The sequence below is a fragment of the Acidovorax sp. NPDC077693 genome (genome assembly GCF_044542805.1).
In the GTDB taxonomy this organism is placed as follows: Bacteria; Pseudomonadota; Gammaproteobacteria; order Burkholderiales; family Burkholderiaceae_C; genus Acidovorax.
This window is the reverse complement of the sequence record NZ_JBITVD010000014.1, coordinates 157,232-172,231: the sequence shown is the minus strand read 5'-3', so window position 1 is coordinate 172,231 and position 15,000 is coordinate 157,232. Positions and strand designations below refer to the sequence as shown.

Here is a 15,000-nt window from a genome sequence, read left to right as displayed (position 1 = left end):
TGCAGCGCCGGGGCGGCTCAGGCCGCCTGCGTGGACTGCCAGCCTGCGATCATGCCGTGCAGCTCGGCCGCGTCGGTGCAGGACTTGAGCCGCTCGCGCAGGGCCGAGTCGCTCAGCAGCTCCGCGATCTCGGACAGGATCTCGAGGTGCTTTTGCGTCGCCGCTTCCGGCACCAGCAGGAAGATCAGGAGGCCCACGGGCTGCTCGTCCGGCGCATCGAACCCGATGGGGTGCAGCAGCTGGAACACCGCCGCCATCGGGGCCTTGAGCCCCTTGATGCGGCCGTGCGGGATGGCCACGCCATGGCCCAGGCCCGTCGAGCCCAGGCGCTCGCGCGCAAACAGGCTGTCGGTGATCAGCGCGCGCGACAGGCCGTGCTGGCTCTCGAACAGGAGACCCGCTTCTTCAAAAGCACGCTTCTTGCTCGTGGCGTCAACACTCACAAGCACTTGGGCGGAGGGCAGGATGGAGGCGAGTCGATTCATGGTCAAGGTAACAATTATGCACATCTTGGCGAAAACCCTGATCGCGGGGCGTCAGGCAACAAAAAAACCGCCCAGTGGGCGGCTGCTGTGCCAAGCTCAGGGCTGGCGCATCACGCGTGCAGTTCGCGCTTGGCGGCTTCGTGGTGGTGATCCTGCAGGCGGTCCTTGTGGCGGACCACCTGGCGGTCCATCTTGTCGACCAGTTCATCCACCGCAGCGTACAGGTCGGAATGCGAGCTTTCGGCGAACAGGTCGTTGCCCTTCACATGGATGTTGCATTCCGCTCGCTGCCTCTTTTCCTTCTCCTTTTGCTTCTCTACCGTCAGCAGTACCTTGACATCGACAACTTGGTCAAAATGGCGGGTGATCCTGTCCAGCTTGGTGGTGACATAGCTGCGCAAGGCGGGGGTAACTTCGAGATGGTGACCGCTGATCGTCAAGTTCATAGATAAGTCTCCTGTAACACTCTCGGTGAAAGAATGCCGTCCTTGATCAGGGGAGCGGCTGGGGAACGAGGATGCATCCGTTGACGTGAGTTCACTATGCCCCTGCCCTCACCGAAAAGCAATCCCATACCGCCCCTGACTGCTGGGTTATGGCGGCGAAGGTGCCAAGCGCCGCAAAAGCGCGCACAATGATCCGGTTGACCTGCGCGCCCCTTCGCGCGCCCCTTCTCTTCAGGCGGCGTGCTCGCCCCCCATGCGGTCAGCGGGCCTGCGGTGTTGCACCGTGCAGCACCAGGCGCCCCACCACCAGCATCGACAGCACACTGGCCGTGATGCCCACCGCGGCGGACATCCAGTAGTTCTGCACCAGCCCCTGCGCATCGCGGCTGATCAGCAACCCGCCCAGAAACGAAGCCATGCCCATGGCCGCCGACTGCACCGACGCGTTCAGTGTCATGAAGGTGCCGCGCAGCGACGGCTGCGCCGCCGACGAGATGATGGCCATGCCCGGGATCATGCGGCCGCTCATCAGCGCGAACATCAGCGTGGACACCGTGAGCACGCCCCACAGCGGCACGCCGCGCACCAGCGTGATCCCCAGCAGCGGAAACGCCCCCGCGATCGCCAGGCAGCGGAACACCACCACCTTGCCCCAGCGGTCGGTCAGCACGCCGAAAAGCCGTGCGGTGAACAGCGTGACCACCCCGCCGCACAGGTACACCAGCGGGACCTGGTCGGGCCGCACCCCGGCGTTGGCCTGCAGGTAGATCGTGATGTAGGGGATCACCGTGAAGCCGGTGAACATGATCAGCGCCGAGAACAGGAACGCCCAGCGGTGGTTGGCGTCGCCCAGCACCTGGGCGATGCCGCCGAACGTGCTGCGGCGCTGCGCGGCCAGCAGGTGCGCCGTCATCGTCGGCATGGTGCGGGCCGCGAAGATGGCCAGCACGCCGACCAGCGACGCGATGGCGATGAACGGCAGGTGCCAGCCGCCGTACTGGGCCAGCAGCAGCCCGAGCGGCACGCCCGCCACAGTGGACAGCGAAAACGATGTCATCACGATGCCCATCGCCCGGCCGCGCCGCTCGAACGGCACCACGTCGGCCACGATGGTCTGCGACAGCGCCGACAGCACCCCGCCGAACGCGCCCGCCAGGATGCGCGCCACCATCAGCGAGCCGTACGTGGGCGCCAGCCCGCAGGCCAGCGTGGCGAGGCCGAACAGCACGTACAGCGTGAGCAGCAGGCGCTTGCGGCCGAAGCGGTCGATGTAGGTGGAGGCCAGCAGGCCCGATGCGCCCGCCGACAGCGTATAGGCCGACACCAGCAGCCCGAACTGCGCATCGCTGATGGCAAAGAGCTGCGTGAATTGCGGCCCGAGCGGCATCATGATCATGAAGTCCAGGATGTGCGTGAACTGGATGCCGGCCAGGGTGAGCAGCAGCCAGAACTCGCGCCGCGGCGTGAGCATGGGGGCGGCTGGAACGGCGGCAGAGGCTGCCGAAGCAGCAGGCAAGGAAGAGGAGGAAGACTGCACGGAAAGTCGCGCGCGGCGGCTCAGGAAAGGAGGGCCGCCCAGTGTGCCGCAACATGGTGCAACACGCGAGACATTCGGTGTGCACACATCGCCGCCGGCTGACCTGACGCCCCGGCCGCGGGCACCGGCCGGCGCCGCCCCGCCACCCGCCCCGGCCCCCGCGCGTAAAATCCGCAGGTTGCGCGGAATGCTCCCGCACGTGTTTTACGTTGTGCGTTCACCGGCCTGCCGGCAGCGGACGCGACACCATCGACCGCCTCACCGACACCATGACCCAGCCCAGCTCCACCGCCCTGCACACCTCTGCCCTCACGTCGCTGCCCCTGCTGGCCCGCGGCAAGGTGCGCGACAACTACGCCGTGGGCGATGACCGCATCCTGATGGTGGCCAGCGACCGCCTGTCGGCGTTCGACGTGATCATGGGCGAGCCCATTCCCGGCAAGGGCGAGCTGCTCACGCAGATGGCGCTGTTCTGGTTCGACAAGCTCGGCCACATCTGCCCCAACCACCTCACGGGCGATGCCCCCGAGAGCGTCGTCAGCCCCGAAGAAGTGGCCCAGGTGCGCGGCCGCTCCATGCTGGTCCAGCGCCTGAAGCCCATCCCGGTGGAAGCCGTGGTGCGGGGCTACCTGGCCGGCAGCGGCTGGAAGGAATACCAGGAATCGCGCGCGGTGTGCGGCGTGCCGCTGCCCGAGGGCCTGACCAACGCCGCCAAGCTGCCCACGCCCATCTACACGCCCGCCGCCAAGGCCGCTGCGGGCGAGCACGACGAGAACATCACCTTCGAGCGGACGGTGGAGATGATCGGCCTGGATCTGGCCACCCGCATCCGCGACCTGAGCATCGCCATCTACCAGGCGGCGGCCGAAATCTCGCTGGCCAAAGGCATGATCATTGCCGACACGAAGTTCGAGTTCGGCCTCGCGCCCGACGGCACGCTGGTGCTGATGGACGAGGTGCTCACCCCCGACAGCTCGCGCTACTGGCCTGTCGAGGGCTATGCCGACGCGCTGGCCCGCGGCGAGAACCCACCCAGCTACGACAAACAGTTCGTGCGCGACTGGCTGGAACAGGCCCAGGTCAACGGCAAGCCCTGGGACAAGACCGCCCCGGCCCCGCGCCTGCCGCGCGACGTGATCGAGAAGACCGCCGCCAAGTACCGCGAAGCGCTGGAGCGGTTGACGGCGTGACAGCGTGAGGGCGTAGCGGCATGACGAACGGCTGCACGCCTTTCATGGCTGCGGTAACCGCCACGCCGCCGTGCACGCGACCCGACGGGCGACCGGGCGTGGGGCCTGCCGCTTCCAGCGCCTATTCCAGCAGCGTCTCGGCGGCCTCGAAGCCGAGCAGCGGCTTGCCCTGCGCGTCGCGCAACTGCAGGTGCGTGCCCTGCTGGCGAAAGCTTGCCACGCCTTCCAAGGCATTGAAGAACCGCGTCTCCAGCGCGCCGCGGTCCAGGCACAGGGCGATGTTGGACACCACCCGACCGAAGAACAGCTGCGCGCCGTTGAGGTGGTAGTCGGTCAGGTACCGGTTGCAGCCGCCCGAGCCTGTGGCCCGCGCCTCGTCGGACTGCAGCACCAGGTGCGGCGGCGTGCCGCCCTGCGCGGGGCGGGGCACGGCCTCCTCCTCGATCGACACCAGGCGCCAGTACGTCAGCAGCAGCGGCACGCCGGCCTCCACCACGGCCGCCAGCGGGGGCTGGCGCCGCAGCTGCACGTCCACATGGCGGTAGGCCGCATCCTGCGGGACGGCGTGGCGCGCCTCGGAGGCCAGCAGCAGCCGGCCTTCCAGGGTGACGGCGGCGCGCACCTCATAGCGCCCCTTGGGCACGAACCGCGAGGACGGGTACGCAATGGCCACTGCATAGGGCGGCTGGCCCGCCGGCTCGCGGCGCTGGCGCCCCAGGACCACCGGGGGCGCGTCGGGCTGGCTCACGTCCAGCAGCGTGGCCTCGAAGACGGCCTCGGGGGGCAGCACGACGCGCTCTCGGGACAAGGCCACGCCCGTCACCACCGCATCCGGTGCCGGCGGCCGCGTGCCGCAGCCCGCAGCGAGCAGGCAAGCGGCCATGCACGCCAACAGGCGGCCCCGGCCTGCCCGGAGGCTGCGGTGGTGCCCCTGCCCGGCGCGCTGCACCGCCATCACCCCCGACCCGCCGCGTCCAGCCACCCGGCCGGAATCAGCTGAGCACCACGCTCGACAAACGGCGGCGGTAGGTGGCCACCACCGGGTCGTCGGGCGGGATCTGGCCGTCGGCCACCTTCACCTTGGGCGGCTCGATGATTTCGAGGATGGCGACATAGGTCTTGCGGGCGGCTTCTTCGCCCCAGGCCTTGTCGCGCATGAGGATCTCGAGCAATTCGTCCATCGCGTCGGTCCAGCGCTGGCGGGCCATGAGCCAGCGGGCGCGCGCGTAGCGGGTGTCGAAGTCGCGCTTGCTGGCGGCGATCTTGGCATCAAAATCGGCTCCAGCGCTCTCCCCATAAGCGCTCAAAGCTACGAAATCAATAGCATCCATCCAGGTCTTGAGGGCACCGAGCTTGCGCGAACCCGGGGCCTTGGCGATCACCGGGGCAAAGGCGACCTTGGCGTCGTCTTCGCGGCCCAGCTGCAGCAGCAGCTTGACGTAGTCGAAGCGGGCGTCGTCGTTGGCGGGGTCGGTCACGACGGCATGCTGCAGCTTCTCGAGCGCCGTGTCGGTGTCGCCTTCGGCCAGGGCTTCGAAGGCTTCTTCCTCTTCGGCTTCGGCCGTGAGCTGGTCTTCGGTGGGCACGTGCTTGTCGAGGAAGGCACGCACCTGGCCCTCGGGCAGCGCGCCCATGAAGCCGTCCACGGGCTGGCCGTTCATGAGCAGCACGCAGGTGGGGATGCTGCGGATGCCGAACATGCCCGCGAGCTGCTGCTCCTGGTCGGAGTCGATCTTGGCAAGCTTGAAGCGGCCGGCGTATTCGGTCTCCAGCTTTTCCAGCACCGGACCGAGCGATTTGCAGGGCCCGCACCAGGGCGCCCAGAAGTCCACCAGGACGGGCACATCCATGGAGGCGGCAACCACCTCGGCTTCAAAGTTTTCTACGGTGACGTCAATCATGATGGGGGGGCCGGGAGAGGCCGGCGCAGCTGGTGGGTTCGCGCTATTTTGGCCCATCGACATGTCCCGGCTCCGGGAAGGGGAGCGCAAAAAGTAAAATCGCGGGTTCCACCTACAGCCGTGCAGCGGGCGCAACCCGCCGCCGCGCACCCCCTACCACCATGAAACCCATCCAGATCGGCGTGGTCATGGGCTCCAGCAGCGACTGGGACACCATGCAGCATGCAGTGCAGATTCTTGAACAGTTCGGCATCGCGCACGAGGCCCGCGTGGTCTCGGCCCACCGCATGCCCGACGACATGTTCGCCTACGCCGAAGCCGCCGCGGGCCGGGGCCTCAAGGCCATCATCGCCGGTGCGGGCGGCGCAGCCCACCTGCCCGGCATGATCGCTGCCAAGACCACCGTGCCCGTGCTGGGCGTGCCGGTGGCCAGCCGGCACCTGCAGGGCGTGGATTCGCTGCACAGCATCGTGCAGATGCCCAAGGGCATCCCGGTGGCCACGTTCGCCATCGGCACGGCCGGGGCTGCCAATGCTGCGCTGTTCGCCGTGGCGCTGCTGGCCAGCGAGAACCCCGAGCTGCGTACGCGCCTGGAAGCCTTCCGCGCCGAGCAGACGGAGGTGGCGCGCAACATGACCCTGCCCCCTGCCGCATGACCGCGTCTACAACGCCTCTCCTTCCTGGCGCGACGCTGGGCGTGCTGGGCGGCGGCCAGCTGGGCCGCATGTTCGTGCACGCGGCGCAGGCCATGGGCTACTTCACGGCCGTGCTCGACGCCGACCCCGACAGCCCTGCCGGCCTGGTGAGCCACCACCACATCCAGACCGGCTACGAAGACCCGGGGGGCCTGGCCGAGCTGGCCCGCGTGTCCGACGCGGTGACCACCGAGTTCGAGAACGTGCCCGCCGCGGCGCTGGCCACGCTGGCCGCACAGCGCCCGGTGTCGCCCGCAGCCAGCGCCGTGTCGGTGGCGCAGGACCGCGCCCGCGAGAAGGCGCACTTCGTCGGCTGCGGCGTGCCCTGCGCGCCGTATGCGGTGATCGAGACGGCCGAGCAACTGGGCGCCGTGTCCGAAGACCTGCTTCCAGGAATTCTCAAAACCGCCCGCATGGGCTACGACGGCAAGGGCCAGGTGCGTGTGAAGACCGCCGCCGAGCTGGCCGCGGCCTGGGATGCCGTGGGCAAGGTCCCGTGCGTGCTGGAGAAGATGCTGCCGCTGGCGCTCGAATGCTCGGTGATCGTGGCGCGCGGAGCCGACGGCGCCATGGTGCACCTGCCGGTGCAGCGCAACCTGCACCGCGACGGCATCCTGGCCGTGACCGAGGTTCATGAACAGAATCTGCCCCCACCGCTTGCTGCACAAGCGGTGGCAGCTGCAAAATCTGTAGCAGAAGGCCTGCAGTACGTGGGCGTGCTGTGTGTCGAGTTCTTCGTGCTGCAGGACGGCAGCCTGGTGGTCAACGAGATCGCCCCGCGCCCGCACAACAGCGGCCACTACAGCCAGAACGCCTGTGACGTGTCGCAGTTCGAGCTGCAGGTGCGCACCATGGCGGGCCTGCCGCTGACCCCGCCGCGCCAGCACAGCCCCGCCGTGATGCTGAACCTGCTGGGCGACCTGTGGTTCGCGCACGGCGACGCCGCGCAGACGCCGCCCTGGGCCGAGGTGCTGGCCCTGCCCGGCACCCATCTGCACCTGTACGGCAAGCGCGACGCCAAGCGCGGCCGCAAGATGGGCCACCTCAACGTGACCGGTCCCACGCCCGAAGCCGCACGCGCCACGGCGCTGCAGGCGGCCGCCCTGCTGGGCATAGCCCCGTTCTGACCACCATGATCCTCGACGGCAACGACCCCCAGGCCATCGCCGCTGCGGCGCGCGCAGTGCGCAGCGGCGCGCTGCTGGGCCTGCCCACTGAAACCGTGTACGGCCTGGCGGCCGACGCGAGCAGCGATGCCGCCGTGGCGCAGATCTTTGCCGCCAAGGGGCGGCCCAGCGACCATCCGCTGATCGTCCACGTGGCCAACGCGGACGGCATCCGCCACTTCGCCAGCAGCGTGCCGCCGTTCGCACAGGCGCTGGTCGACGCGTTCTGGCCCGGCCCGCTCACGCTCATCCTGCCGCGCCTGCCCGGCGTGGCCACCGCCGCCACCGGCGGCCAGGACAGCGTGGGGCTGCGCTGCCCGGCACACCCGGTGGCGCACGCCCTGCTCGTGGCCTGCGCGGCCCCGGGCGACGACGCCCAGGCCGGTGGACCGCCGGTGTGGGGCGTGGCGGCCCCCAGCGCCAACCGCTTCGGCCGCGTAAGCCCCACGACCGCGCAGCACGTGCGCGATGAGCTGGGCGCCGACCTGCTGGTGCTCGACGGCGGCGCCTGCGCCGTGGGCATCGAGAGCACCATCGTGGACTGCACCCGCGGCGTGCCGGTGCTGCTGCGCCCCGGCGCCATCACCCGCGAGCAGATCACGGCAGCCTGCGGCACGGCCCCCCTGTCCAAGGAAGACCTGCCCGACCACACGCCCCGCGCCTCGGGCACGCTGGAGGCCCACTACGCGCCCAACGCCAAGGTGCGCCTGATGGATGCCAAGGCGCTGCAGACCGGCCTGGACCTGCTGGGCGCCGAGGCCGCCAACATTGCGGTGTACGCCCGCGCCGTGCTGCGCACCAAGTCGTCGCGGCTGGTCATGCGCCGCATGCCCGACGATGCGGCCGCCACCGCCCAGCAACTGTTCGCCGTGCTGCGCGGCTTCGACGACGACGGCGTGAAACTGATCTGGATCGAAACCCCGCCCGCCAGCCCCGACTGGGAAGGCGTGCGAGACCGGCTGCAGCGGGCTGCCGCGGCCTGAGGCACCTGCCGGGAGGCTCGACGGCCCCCGGCGGCAGGGCAGGCCCTACCTGCAACATGCCGTTGCAGGTCCGGCTTTACATGGCTTGACACGGCCCCGCTAAACTACGCCCCACTTTTCTGGAGAAATACATGGCAGCAAATTGGATCCGCCGCACCGTTCTGGTCGCCGCATGTGCGTCGGCCGCGTTGCTCGCGGCCTGCGGTTCAAGTACCACCGAGTCGGCCATCACCCCCGAGCGCTTCATCGCGTTCGGCGATGGCTACAGCGACATCGGCCAAAAGGGCACGCGCTACACCGTCAATGACGGCAGCGTGAACAACTGGACCCTGCAGGTGGCCGCCAACTACGGCAAGCCCCTGGCGGCCGCATCGGCGGGCGGCAAGAGCTACGCCGTGGGCAACGCCCGCGTCAAGGCCAAGCCCGACGCCGCCGGCAACGCCAGCACCCCGACCATCACCGAGCAGATCGACACCTTCCTGGCCAGCAACACCTTCGGCGGCAGCGATGTGGTGTTCATCAACGGGGGCGTGAGCGAAGTGATCGCCGGCATGGCCGCCGTGCAGGCCGGCACCCAGACCGAGGCCGCCATGGTGGCCGCCGCCCGCCAGGCCGGCGAGGACCTGGCCGCGCAGGTGCGCCGACTGGTCACCGCCGGTGCCAAGTACGTGGTGGTGACCGGCACCTACGACCTGAGCAAGAGCCCCTGGGCCAAGTCCATCAACCGCGAAGCCCTGCTGGCCGATGCCAGCACCCGCTTCAACGACGGCCTGCTCGTGAACATCGTCGACCTGGGCGCCAACGTGCTGTATGTCGACTCCGCCTACTACGTGAACCTGTACACCGGCGTTCCTGCCAACTACGGCTTCAACAACGCCATCGCGCCGATATGCACGTCGGTGGACGCCAACAACGGCATCGGCATCGGCACGGGCAAGGTCAACTCGTCGCTGTGCAACACCTCTACGCTGGTGGCCGGTGCGAGCCCGGACTCCTTCGTGTTCGCGGACCAGGTGTACCTCACGCCGTCGGCGCAGCGGCAGTTCGGCACCTACGCGTACGACCGCCTGCGCGCGCGCTGGTAATCGGTTCGTGCAGCAAGGACCGCGCACAAACACAAAGGCCGCCCCCGGGCGGCCTTTTTCATGGCGAGGGGCGGGGCAAGTCTCTTCTCCCCACCCCTTACCTCAACCCGCCATCAGAACTGGTAGCCCACGCCCACGGCGATCACATCGGGGTTCAGCCGTTTGGAGATCGACTGGCCCGACGAGAGGTGCGAGGTGGTCTTGAGGAAGCTCTTGTAGTAGGCAGCATCCACGAACCAGCGGTCGTTGATCTTCCACACGAAGCCGACCTGGGGCGTGATGCCCCACTTGTTGTCGACCGATGCGGTGGTGGGGTTCGCCGGCGTGCCGCCCGTCAGGCCGCTGAGCGTGGCCGTGGTGCGGGTCTTGAAGAACCGGCCATAGGTCACGCCCACGCCCAGGTAGGGGCGAAACCGCGCCTCGGCCTCGCCAAAGCGGTACTGCGCGAACACCGTGACGGGCAGCACCTTGGTCTCGGCCAGCTTGCCCACACCGGCGATGGCGCCGTCGCCCACGATGTCGTGCTTGAAAGGCAGGGACAGCGGCACGTCCACCGCCCAGTGGTCGGTGAGCATGTAGTTCACACCGCCCGACAGCGACGTGGCGGCGTCCACGTCCACCTTGGTGTTGGGGAACGCCGGGGCGCTCAGGTTGCCGCTCTTGACCTGCGGAGCGATGTGGGTGAAGCCCGCGCGGACGCTCAATGTGCCGGCGACCTGCGCCATGGCGCCCGTGCCGAGAAACAGCGCCGCTGCCGCCAGGCCAGCCTTGGAAAATGCGTGCATGAAGAACTCCTTGGATGGAAGCATGTGCAGCCGGCTCACAGCCAGCCAGCGCGGGACAGCGAACGCGACACCAGTTGGCCCACCAGCTGGTGGCCGTACGGCGTGGGATGGAAGCTGTCGGCAAAGCCGTAGCTCTTCCACCAGTCGGCGCCGCCCGTGGCGCCCGCGGGCGGGGTCATGGCCGACAGCGCCGTGGCGGTGCAGGTGGGGAAGGTGTAGGTCGGCAGTCCATCCGCGCCCACGCCCGTGGCCGGGCAGGCCGGCGTGGTGGTATTGGTGAGCTGGTACTGCGCAGGGTTGGTCGCCTGGTCCTTGAACGACGTGTAGAAGTCCACCACCGCGATGCGGGTGTCGCCAGCCAGGCTGGTCGCCAGCTGTGCATTGAAGGCCTGGATCCAGCCATCGAACAAGGCCTCGGCCTGCGTGGCAGCGGCTGCGCCGCGGGTGGCGCTGATGGACGCCAGCACCAGTCGGAAGCGCGGCGTCAGCGTGACGCCGGGGGCATTGAGCACGGCCACGCGCGGTGCGTTCTTGGCGACCGTGTTGGCCTTGATGGTGTCGGCAAAGTTGCGGGCCAGGGCCTGCATGTAGGTGCCGCCCACTTGCGCGAGGCCATTGGCCCCGCCCGCCAGCGCGGCGCTGACGGTGGCCTGGGGCAGCACGCTGCTCAACAGGGCCGCATAGGCCTGGCCGCTGTCGGTGGAGGCGCGCAGGTACGCGCCGATCAGGTCGGCCGCGTCGTTGCCGCCGCCGTCGATCAGCACCAGGTCGCTGGCGCTGTAGCCGCGCGCGCCCATGTCCTTGATCTGCTGCGTGATGGACACCGGCGACGTGGGCGCGGTGGCGTTGTTGATGCGCCCGCCGCCCACTGCGTAGTTGGTGCAGGCCGCGTTGGTACCGAACGCCGAACCGTTGAACCGGTAGTAGGCGCACAGCGACTGGCCGTAGCTCGTCGCCACGCGCTCGGGCCAGATGGCCGTGGAGCCCACGCCGGTGGCGGCCGACCCCTGGACGGTGAATTTGTAGCCAAAAGTCCCGCTGTCAGCGAGGCTGTCGCCCGCCACCTTGACGGACGTGACAGGTGCCGAGGGCGCGGTATCCGAGCCGCCGCCGCCGCAGGCGGCCAGCAGGCAGGCCGCGACCAACGCCGACAGGGAGGCTTTGCATTGTTGTGAATTCAAGGGATTCTCCAGTTGAAAACTGCCAAAAAGAACGACCGTGCTTTTTTCGCATCTCCATGGTACCCCCGAGTTCCCAGCTTGCCCGCCCGGGAAAATACCGAGCCCGCACCGGGCTTTACACAACCCTCTCCAGACACCCGCCCACAAAAAAGCCGGCCCGAAGGCCGGCGGTTCGAAGGGCGTGCCTGGCCCCTGCCGAGCCAGGGCGCGGCCGGGTGCAGCCCGCGCAAAGGCCCGTGTACTTACTTCACGGTGTCGAACACGGCCCGCGCCTGGGCATGGCAGAACGGGGGCTCGTACGTGCCGTGGTAGGAGCCGTAGTAGGTAGCGAACGCGGCGGACGCCGGGTCGGTGGGCGCCTTGCCGCCGGTGCCGAACGTAGCCTGGATGGCGGCGTCCACGTCCACCGACGCCACGTTGGTCACGCCCCGGCTGTCGAAGTCGGCCTTCATGACCTGCTGGTGAATGGAGGGTGGCACCGTGGGGTCGCCCGCGCCGCCGCACAGTAGCACGCGGGCCTTGGGCGTCCAGCCCAGCAGGTCGTTCTTCTTGGCCGCCAGGTACAGCGGATGGGTGGTGCTGGTCTGCGAGCCCTTGATGAAGTCCGGCTGGAACAGCGCGTCGCGGGCCTGGTTGGGCGTGCCCGCCGGCAACGTGCCGGAGGTGACCAGGGTGGTGTAGTTCATCGTGGGGTTGGGCAGCAGGGTCTCGATGTAGCCCGAATACGGCGCCTTGAAGACCTGCTTCACGTCGGTATAGACATCGCCGTAGACCTTCTGCCAGGCGGTGACCAGGTACGGCACGAAGAACTGCACGCCCGCGATCGCATCCGGAATGCGCAGCGAGCCGGACAGGTTGTACGGCCCGGCCAGGTGCGCGCCCGCGACCACGTTGAATTCGCTGCCGTAGTCGCGCTCTGCGCTGCGCTGCGCGGCCATCGACGAGTGCCCGCCCTGCGAGTAGCCGGTGAACATGACCTTGCCCGACAGGTTGGCGCCCACCGTGCCCGCGGCATTGCGCGCGGCGCGCACCGAATCGATCACCGAGGTGGCTTCCGAATCGGCATGCAGGTAGGGGTGGTAGCTGTAGCCCGACTTGGCAAAGCCCAGGTAGTCGGTGGCGACCACCGCATAGCCCTGCGCGGCGTACATCGCGGCGAGCAGGAAGGTCTCGCTGTCCTGCGGGTTGGCCAGGGTGCGGGGCTTTTGCACGTCGGTGCCCTTGGCATACGCCAGCAGCGGCGCGGCCGTGGTGCAGCTGCCGGCGGGCACCAGCATGACGCCCGAGGCGTTGGTCATCTCACCGCCCTTGGCGCCTGCGGTGGCGTAGTTGAGCGACACCACCTTCACGTCGCACTTGGCCTTGCCGCTGATGGGCTGCAGGCCGCTGCTGGCCGTGCCGGCATCGATCTGCGCGGCCGTGAGCGTGGCCAGCACCGCCGGCGGGTCGATCAGGGCGCCGCGGGCGGGGTCGTCCGAGCCCCCGCAGGCCACAAGCAGGACCGCCGCAGCGGCAACACAGGTCAAGCGAAAATACGTCATGGGTGGAGACCTCCGGTGGGTAAGGAACGACGGATCGTGCGCTTACCTGCACTGCAGCAGCATCCGGGTTAACGAGTGCCTGGCCGGGCAGATTTGACACCTGGGCGACAGTGGCGAAGGGCCCGCCCTGCATCCGGAGGCGGCGCCCGGTGCAGGGCGCCACAAGGCACTCAGCGCCCTCCGCGCGCCCCGTAGACCATCTTCATGCCCAGGATGGTGCCGGCCAGCGCCAGCGTGATCGCATTGGCCACCACGATGGGCCAGGCCCCGAGCACCAGCCCGTAGACCAGCCACAGCGCCACGCCCGCGGTGAACACGCTGTACATGCCCAGCGAGATGCCCCCGACATCGCGCGTCCGGAAGGTGTGCAGGGCCTGCGGCACGAAGCTGCAGGTGGTGAGGAACGCGGCCAGGTAGCCGATGAGCTCGGAGAGGGGCATGGAGCGGGGGTGAGGGAGAAGTGCCAGGGCCAGCGCGGATTATTCACTGGTCGCGCGCCGCCCAGTCCACCAGGGCGTCCAGCACCGGCCGGGCCGCCCCGGCGTTGGCATGGTTGACCACCGCCACCAGCACATAGCGCCGGCCGCTGGCGGCGTGCACGTAGCCTGCCACCGCCATCACGTCGCGCAGGCTGCCGGTCTTGAGGTGGGCGGACGCGCGGCTCTGGCTGCGGCGCAGCGTGCCGTCCACGCCCGAGATCGGCAGCGACGCCACCAGGTCCGGCATGACGGGCGACTGCCAGGCCACCTGCAGCATGCGGGCGAGCGCCTGGGCCGTCAGGCGCGCGTCGCGGCTGAGCCCCGCGCCGTTGTCGGCCTGGGGCAACTCGGCATCGCCCACGCGCGCCTGCCACCACTGGCGCAGGGCCTCGCGTGCGCCGTCGAACGTGGCCACGCCGTTCTTTTGCAGCGCCATCGTCAAAAACAAGTGCTGGGCCATCACGTTGTTGCTGTACTTGTTCACGTCGCGCACCACCTCGGCCAGCGCGGGCGATGTGGACACGAACGCGGGCTTGAGCCCCGCGGGCACCTTGCCGTCGCGCACGCTGCCGGTGAGCTTGCCGCCCAGCTCGCGCCACATGCCCTCCACCGCCCGCGCCGCAAAACCGCGCGGGTCGGCCGCGGCCACGGGCCACACACGCTCGCCGCACGCGGCCGGGTACACGCCCTGGAACACCACCTTGGCAGGGTCGGCCAGCTCGGCCCGCAGCGCGCCGCGCCAGTCGCCGCAGTCGGTGCCGGCCGCCGCCAGCGCCACGGAGGCCTGGCGCTGCACGCCGGCCAGCGGCGGGTCGTACTGGATGCGTGCCAGCCCTGCCGGCACGTCGGGCACGAAGGTCATCACCGACGATTTGTAGTTGAGCAGCAGCGCGTCGGGCGACGCGTTATAGGGCCGCAGCGGCTCGCCGTCGAAGCGGGCCGGATCGTGCTCGGGCACGTCGAACGCGGTGCGGTCCAGCACGATGTCGCCCACGATCACCTGGATGCCCTGCGCCTGCAGGCGCCGCATGAGCAGCCACAGCCGCTCCATCACCATCTTGGGGTCGCCCTGGCCCTGGATGTACACATTGCCGCGCAGGCTGCCGTCCTGCACCGTGCCCTGCACGTACACGGGCGTGTTCCAGACGTAGGCAGGGCCCAGTTGCTCCAGCGCCGCGTAGGTGGTCACCAGCTTCATCACCGAGGCGGGGTTGACCTGGACCTGGGCACGGTGCGCCAGGCGGGGCTGCGTGCGGGCTGTGCCCTGCGCGTCGGTGACCATCACGCTCAGGGATTCGCGCGGCAGCTTGGCGCGGGCCAGCGCGGCTTCCACCTCGGGGGGCAACGCCACGGGCGCCGCCGTGGACTGGGCCTGCGCAGAGGAGACAGCGGCCGCGCACAACACGCCGGCCAACCACACGGCCCGCCCCCATCGCAGGCACAGGGGGGTTCTCGATCGATTCTTCATCATGCAGGAAGTCTAGAGGAGGACCGTGCAGCCGCCGACCTGGCAGCGGCCAAGGGCA

General features: G+C 69.2%; 15 protein-coding genes. 5 read left to right on the top strand and 10 right to left on the bottom strand.

The window, feature by feature from the left end:
* Positions 1–17 precede the first annotated feature (17 nt).
* The 3 genes from ACIGHN_RS20275 to ACIGHN_RS20265 all read right to left on the bottom strand — a co-directional run bounded on the left by ACIGHN_RS20275 (position 18) and on the right by ACIGHN_RS20265 (position 2,402).
* Positions 18–485, bottom strand: a complete 468-nt coding sequence (locus ACIGHN_RS20275; RefSeq protein WP_056411434.1) for a PTS sugar transporter subunit IIA — start codon at positions 483–485, stop codon at positions 18–20.
* Between the two features lie 110 nt (positions 486–595).
* Positions 596–931, bottom strand: coding sequence for a ribosome hibernation-promoting factor, HPF/YfiA family (hpf, locus tag ACIGHN_RS20270; RefSeq protein ID WP_056411430.1), 336 nt, complete (start codon positions 929–931; stop codon positions 596–598).
* A 259-nt stretch (positions 932–1,190) separates the two neighbouring features.
* Entirely contained in the window at positions 1,191–2,402 is a 1,212-nt protein-coding gene (locus ACIGHN_RS20265; RefSeq protein ID WP_396505754.1) for an MFS transporter, read from the bottom strand.
* A 335-nt stretch (positions 2,403–2,737) separates the two neighbouring features.
* Here ACIGHN_RS20265 and ACIGHN_RS20260 point away from each other — a divergent pair, with 335 nt between their 5' ends.
* The gene (locus tag ACIGHN_RS20260) at positions 2,738–3,658 is read left to right on the top strand and encodes a phosphoribosylaminoimidazolesuccinocarboxamide synthase (protein WP_056411673.1); all 921 of its coding nucleotides are present in this window, start codon (positions 2,738–2,740) and stop codon (positions 3,656–3,658) included.
* A gap of 121 nt (positions 3,659–3,779) precedes the next feature.
* Here the strand turns inward: ACIGHN_RS20260 and ACIGHN_RS20255 are convergent, their stop codons facing one another.
* Both ACIGHN_RS20255 and trxA read right to left on the bottom strand, forming a co-directional pair.
* Positions 3,780–4,541, bottom strand: a complete 762-nt coding sequence (locus tag ACIGHN_RS20255) for an META domain-containing protein (protein ID WP_235507343.1) — start codon at positions 4,539–4,541, stop codon at positions 3,780–3,782.
* Positions 4,542–4,650: 109 nt separating this feature from the next.
* Positions 4,651–5,559, bottom strand: a complete 909-nt coding sequence (trxA, locus tag ACIGHN_RS20250) for a thioredoxin (protein WP_056166764.1) — start codon at positions 5,557–5,559, stop codon at positions 4,651–4,653.
* Positions 5,560–5,720: 161 nt separating this feature from the next.
* On the opposite strand from trxA, the gene purE reads away from it, so the two are divergent.
* From purE to ACIGHN_RS20230, 4 genes are all read left to right on the top strand, one after another.
* On the top strand, positions 5,721–6,215 hold the full coding sequence (gene purE, locus ACIGHN_RS20245; protein WP_056411422.1) for a 5-(carboxyamino)imidazole ribonucleotide mutase: 495 nt from the start codon (positions 5,721–5,723) through the stop codon (positions 6,213–6,215).
* Positions 6,212–7,381: a 5-(carboxyamino)imidazole ribonucleotide synthase gene (locus tag ACIGHN_RS20240; RefSeq protein WP_396505742.1), complete on the top strand. Its 1,170-nt coding sequence runs from the start codon at positions 6,212–6,214 to the stop codon at positions 7,379–7,381. Before purE ends, ACIGHN_RS20240 begins: the two co-directional genes overlap by 4 nt.
* 5 nt (positions 7,382–7,386) lie before the next feature.
* Positions 7,387–8,403 carry an L-threonylcarbamoyladenylate synthase gene (locus ACIGHN_RS20235; protein ID WP_396505741.1) on the top strand — a complete coding sequence of 339 codons (1,017 nt, stop codon included), beginning with the start codon at positions 7,387–7,389 and terminating at the stop codon, positions 8,401–8,403.
* A gap of 131 nt (positions 8,404–8,534) precedes the next feature.
* Entirely contained in the window at positions 8,535–9,488 is a 954-nt protein-coding gene (locus ACIGHN_RS20230; protein ID WP_396505740.1) for an SGNH/GDSL hydrolase family protein, read from the top strand.
* 113 nt (positions 9,489–9,601) lie between these two features.
* Here ACIGHN_RS20230 and ACIGHN_RS20225 read toward each other — a convergent pair whose 3' ends face one another.
* The 5 genes from ACIGHN_RS20225 to dacB form a co-directional block, all read right to left on the bottom strand.
* On the bottom strand, positions 9,602–10,273 hold the full coding sequence (locus ACIGHN_RS20225; RefSeq protein WP_056411671.1) for an OmpW family protein: 672 nt from the start codon (positions 10,271–10,273) through the stop codon (positions 9,602–9,604).
* A 35-nt stretch (positions 10,274–10,308) separates the two neighbouring features.
* A complete protein-coding gene (locus tag ACIGHN_RS20220) occupies positions 10,309–11,454 on the bottom strand; it encodes an SGNH/GDSL hydrolase family protein (RefSeq protein ID WP_396505739.1) in 1,146 nt (381 codons plus the stop codon).
* Between the two features lie 242 nt (positions 11,455–11,696).
* Positions 11,697–12,995: a lipase family protein gene (locus tag ACIGHN_RS20215; RefSeq protein WP_056411408.1), complete on the bottom strand. Its 1,299-nt coding sequence runs from the start codon at positions 12,993–12,995 to the stop codon at positions 11,697–11,699.
* A 170-nt stretch (positions 12,996–13,165) separates the two neighbouring features.
* Positions 13,166–13,435: a SemiSWEET transporter gene (locus ACIGHN_RS20210; RefSeq protein WP_056411407.1), complete on the bottom strand. Its 270-nt coding sequence runs from the start codon at positions 13,433–13,435 to the stop codon at positions 13,166–13,168.
* A 43-nt stretch (positions 13,436–13,478) separates the two neighbouring features.
* A complete protein-coding gene (gene dacB / locus ACIGHN_RS20205) occupies positions 13,479–14,945 on the bottom strand; it encodes a D-alanyl-D-alanine carboxypeptidase/D-alanyl-D-alanine-endopeptidase (protein WP_396505738.1) in 1,467 nt (488 codons plus the stop codon).
* Between the last annotated feature and the right edge of the window lie 55 nt (positions 14,946–15,000).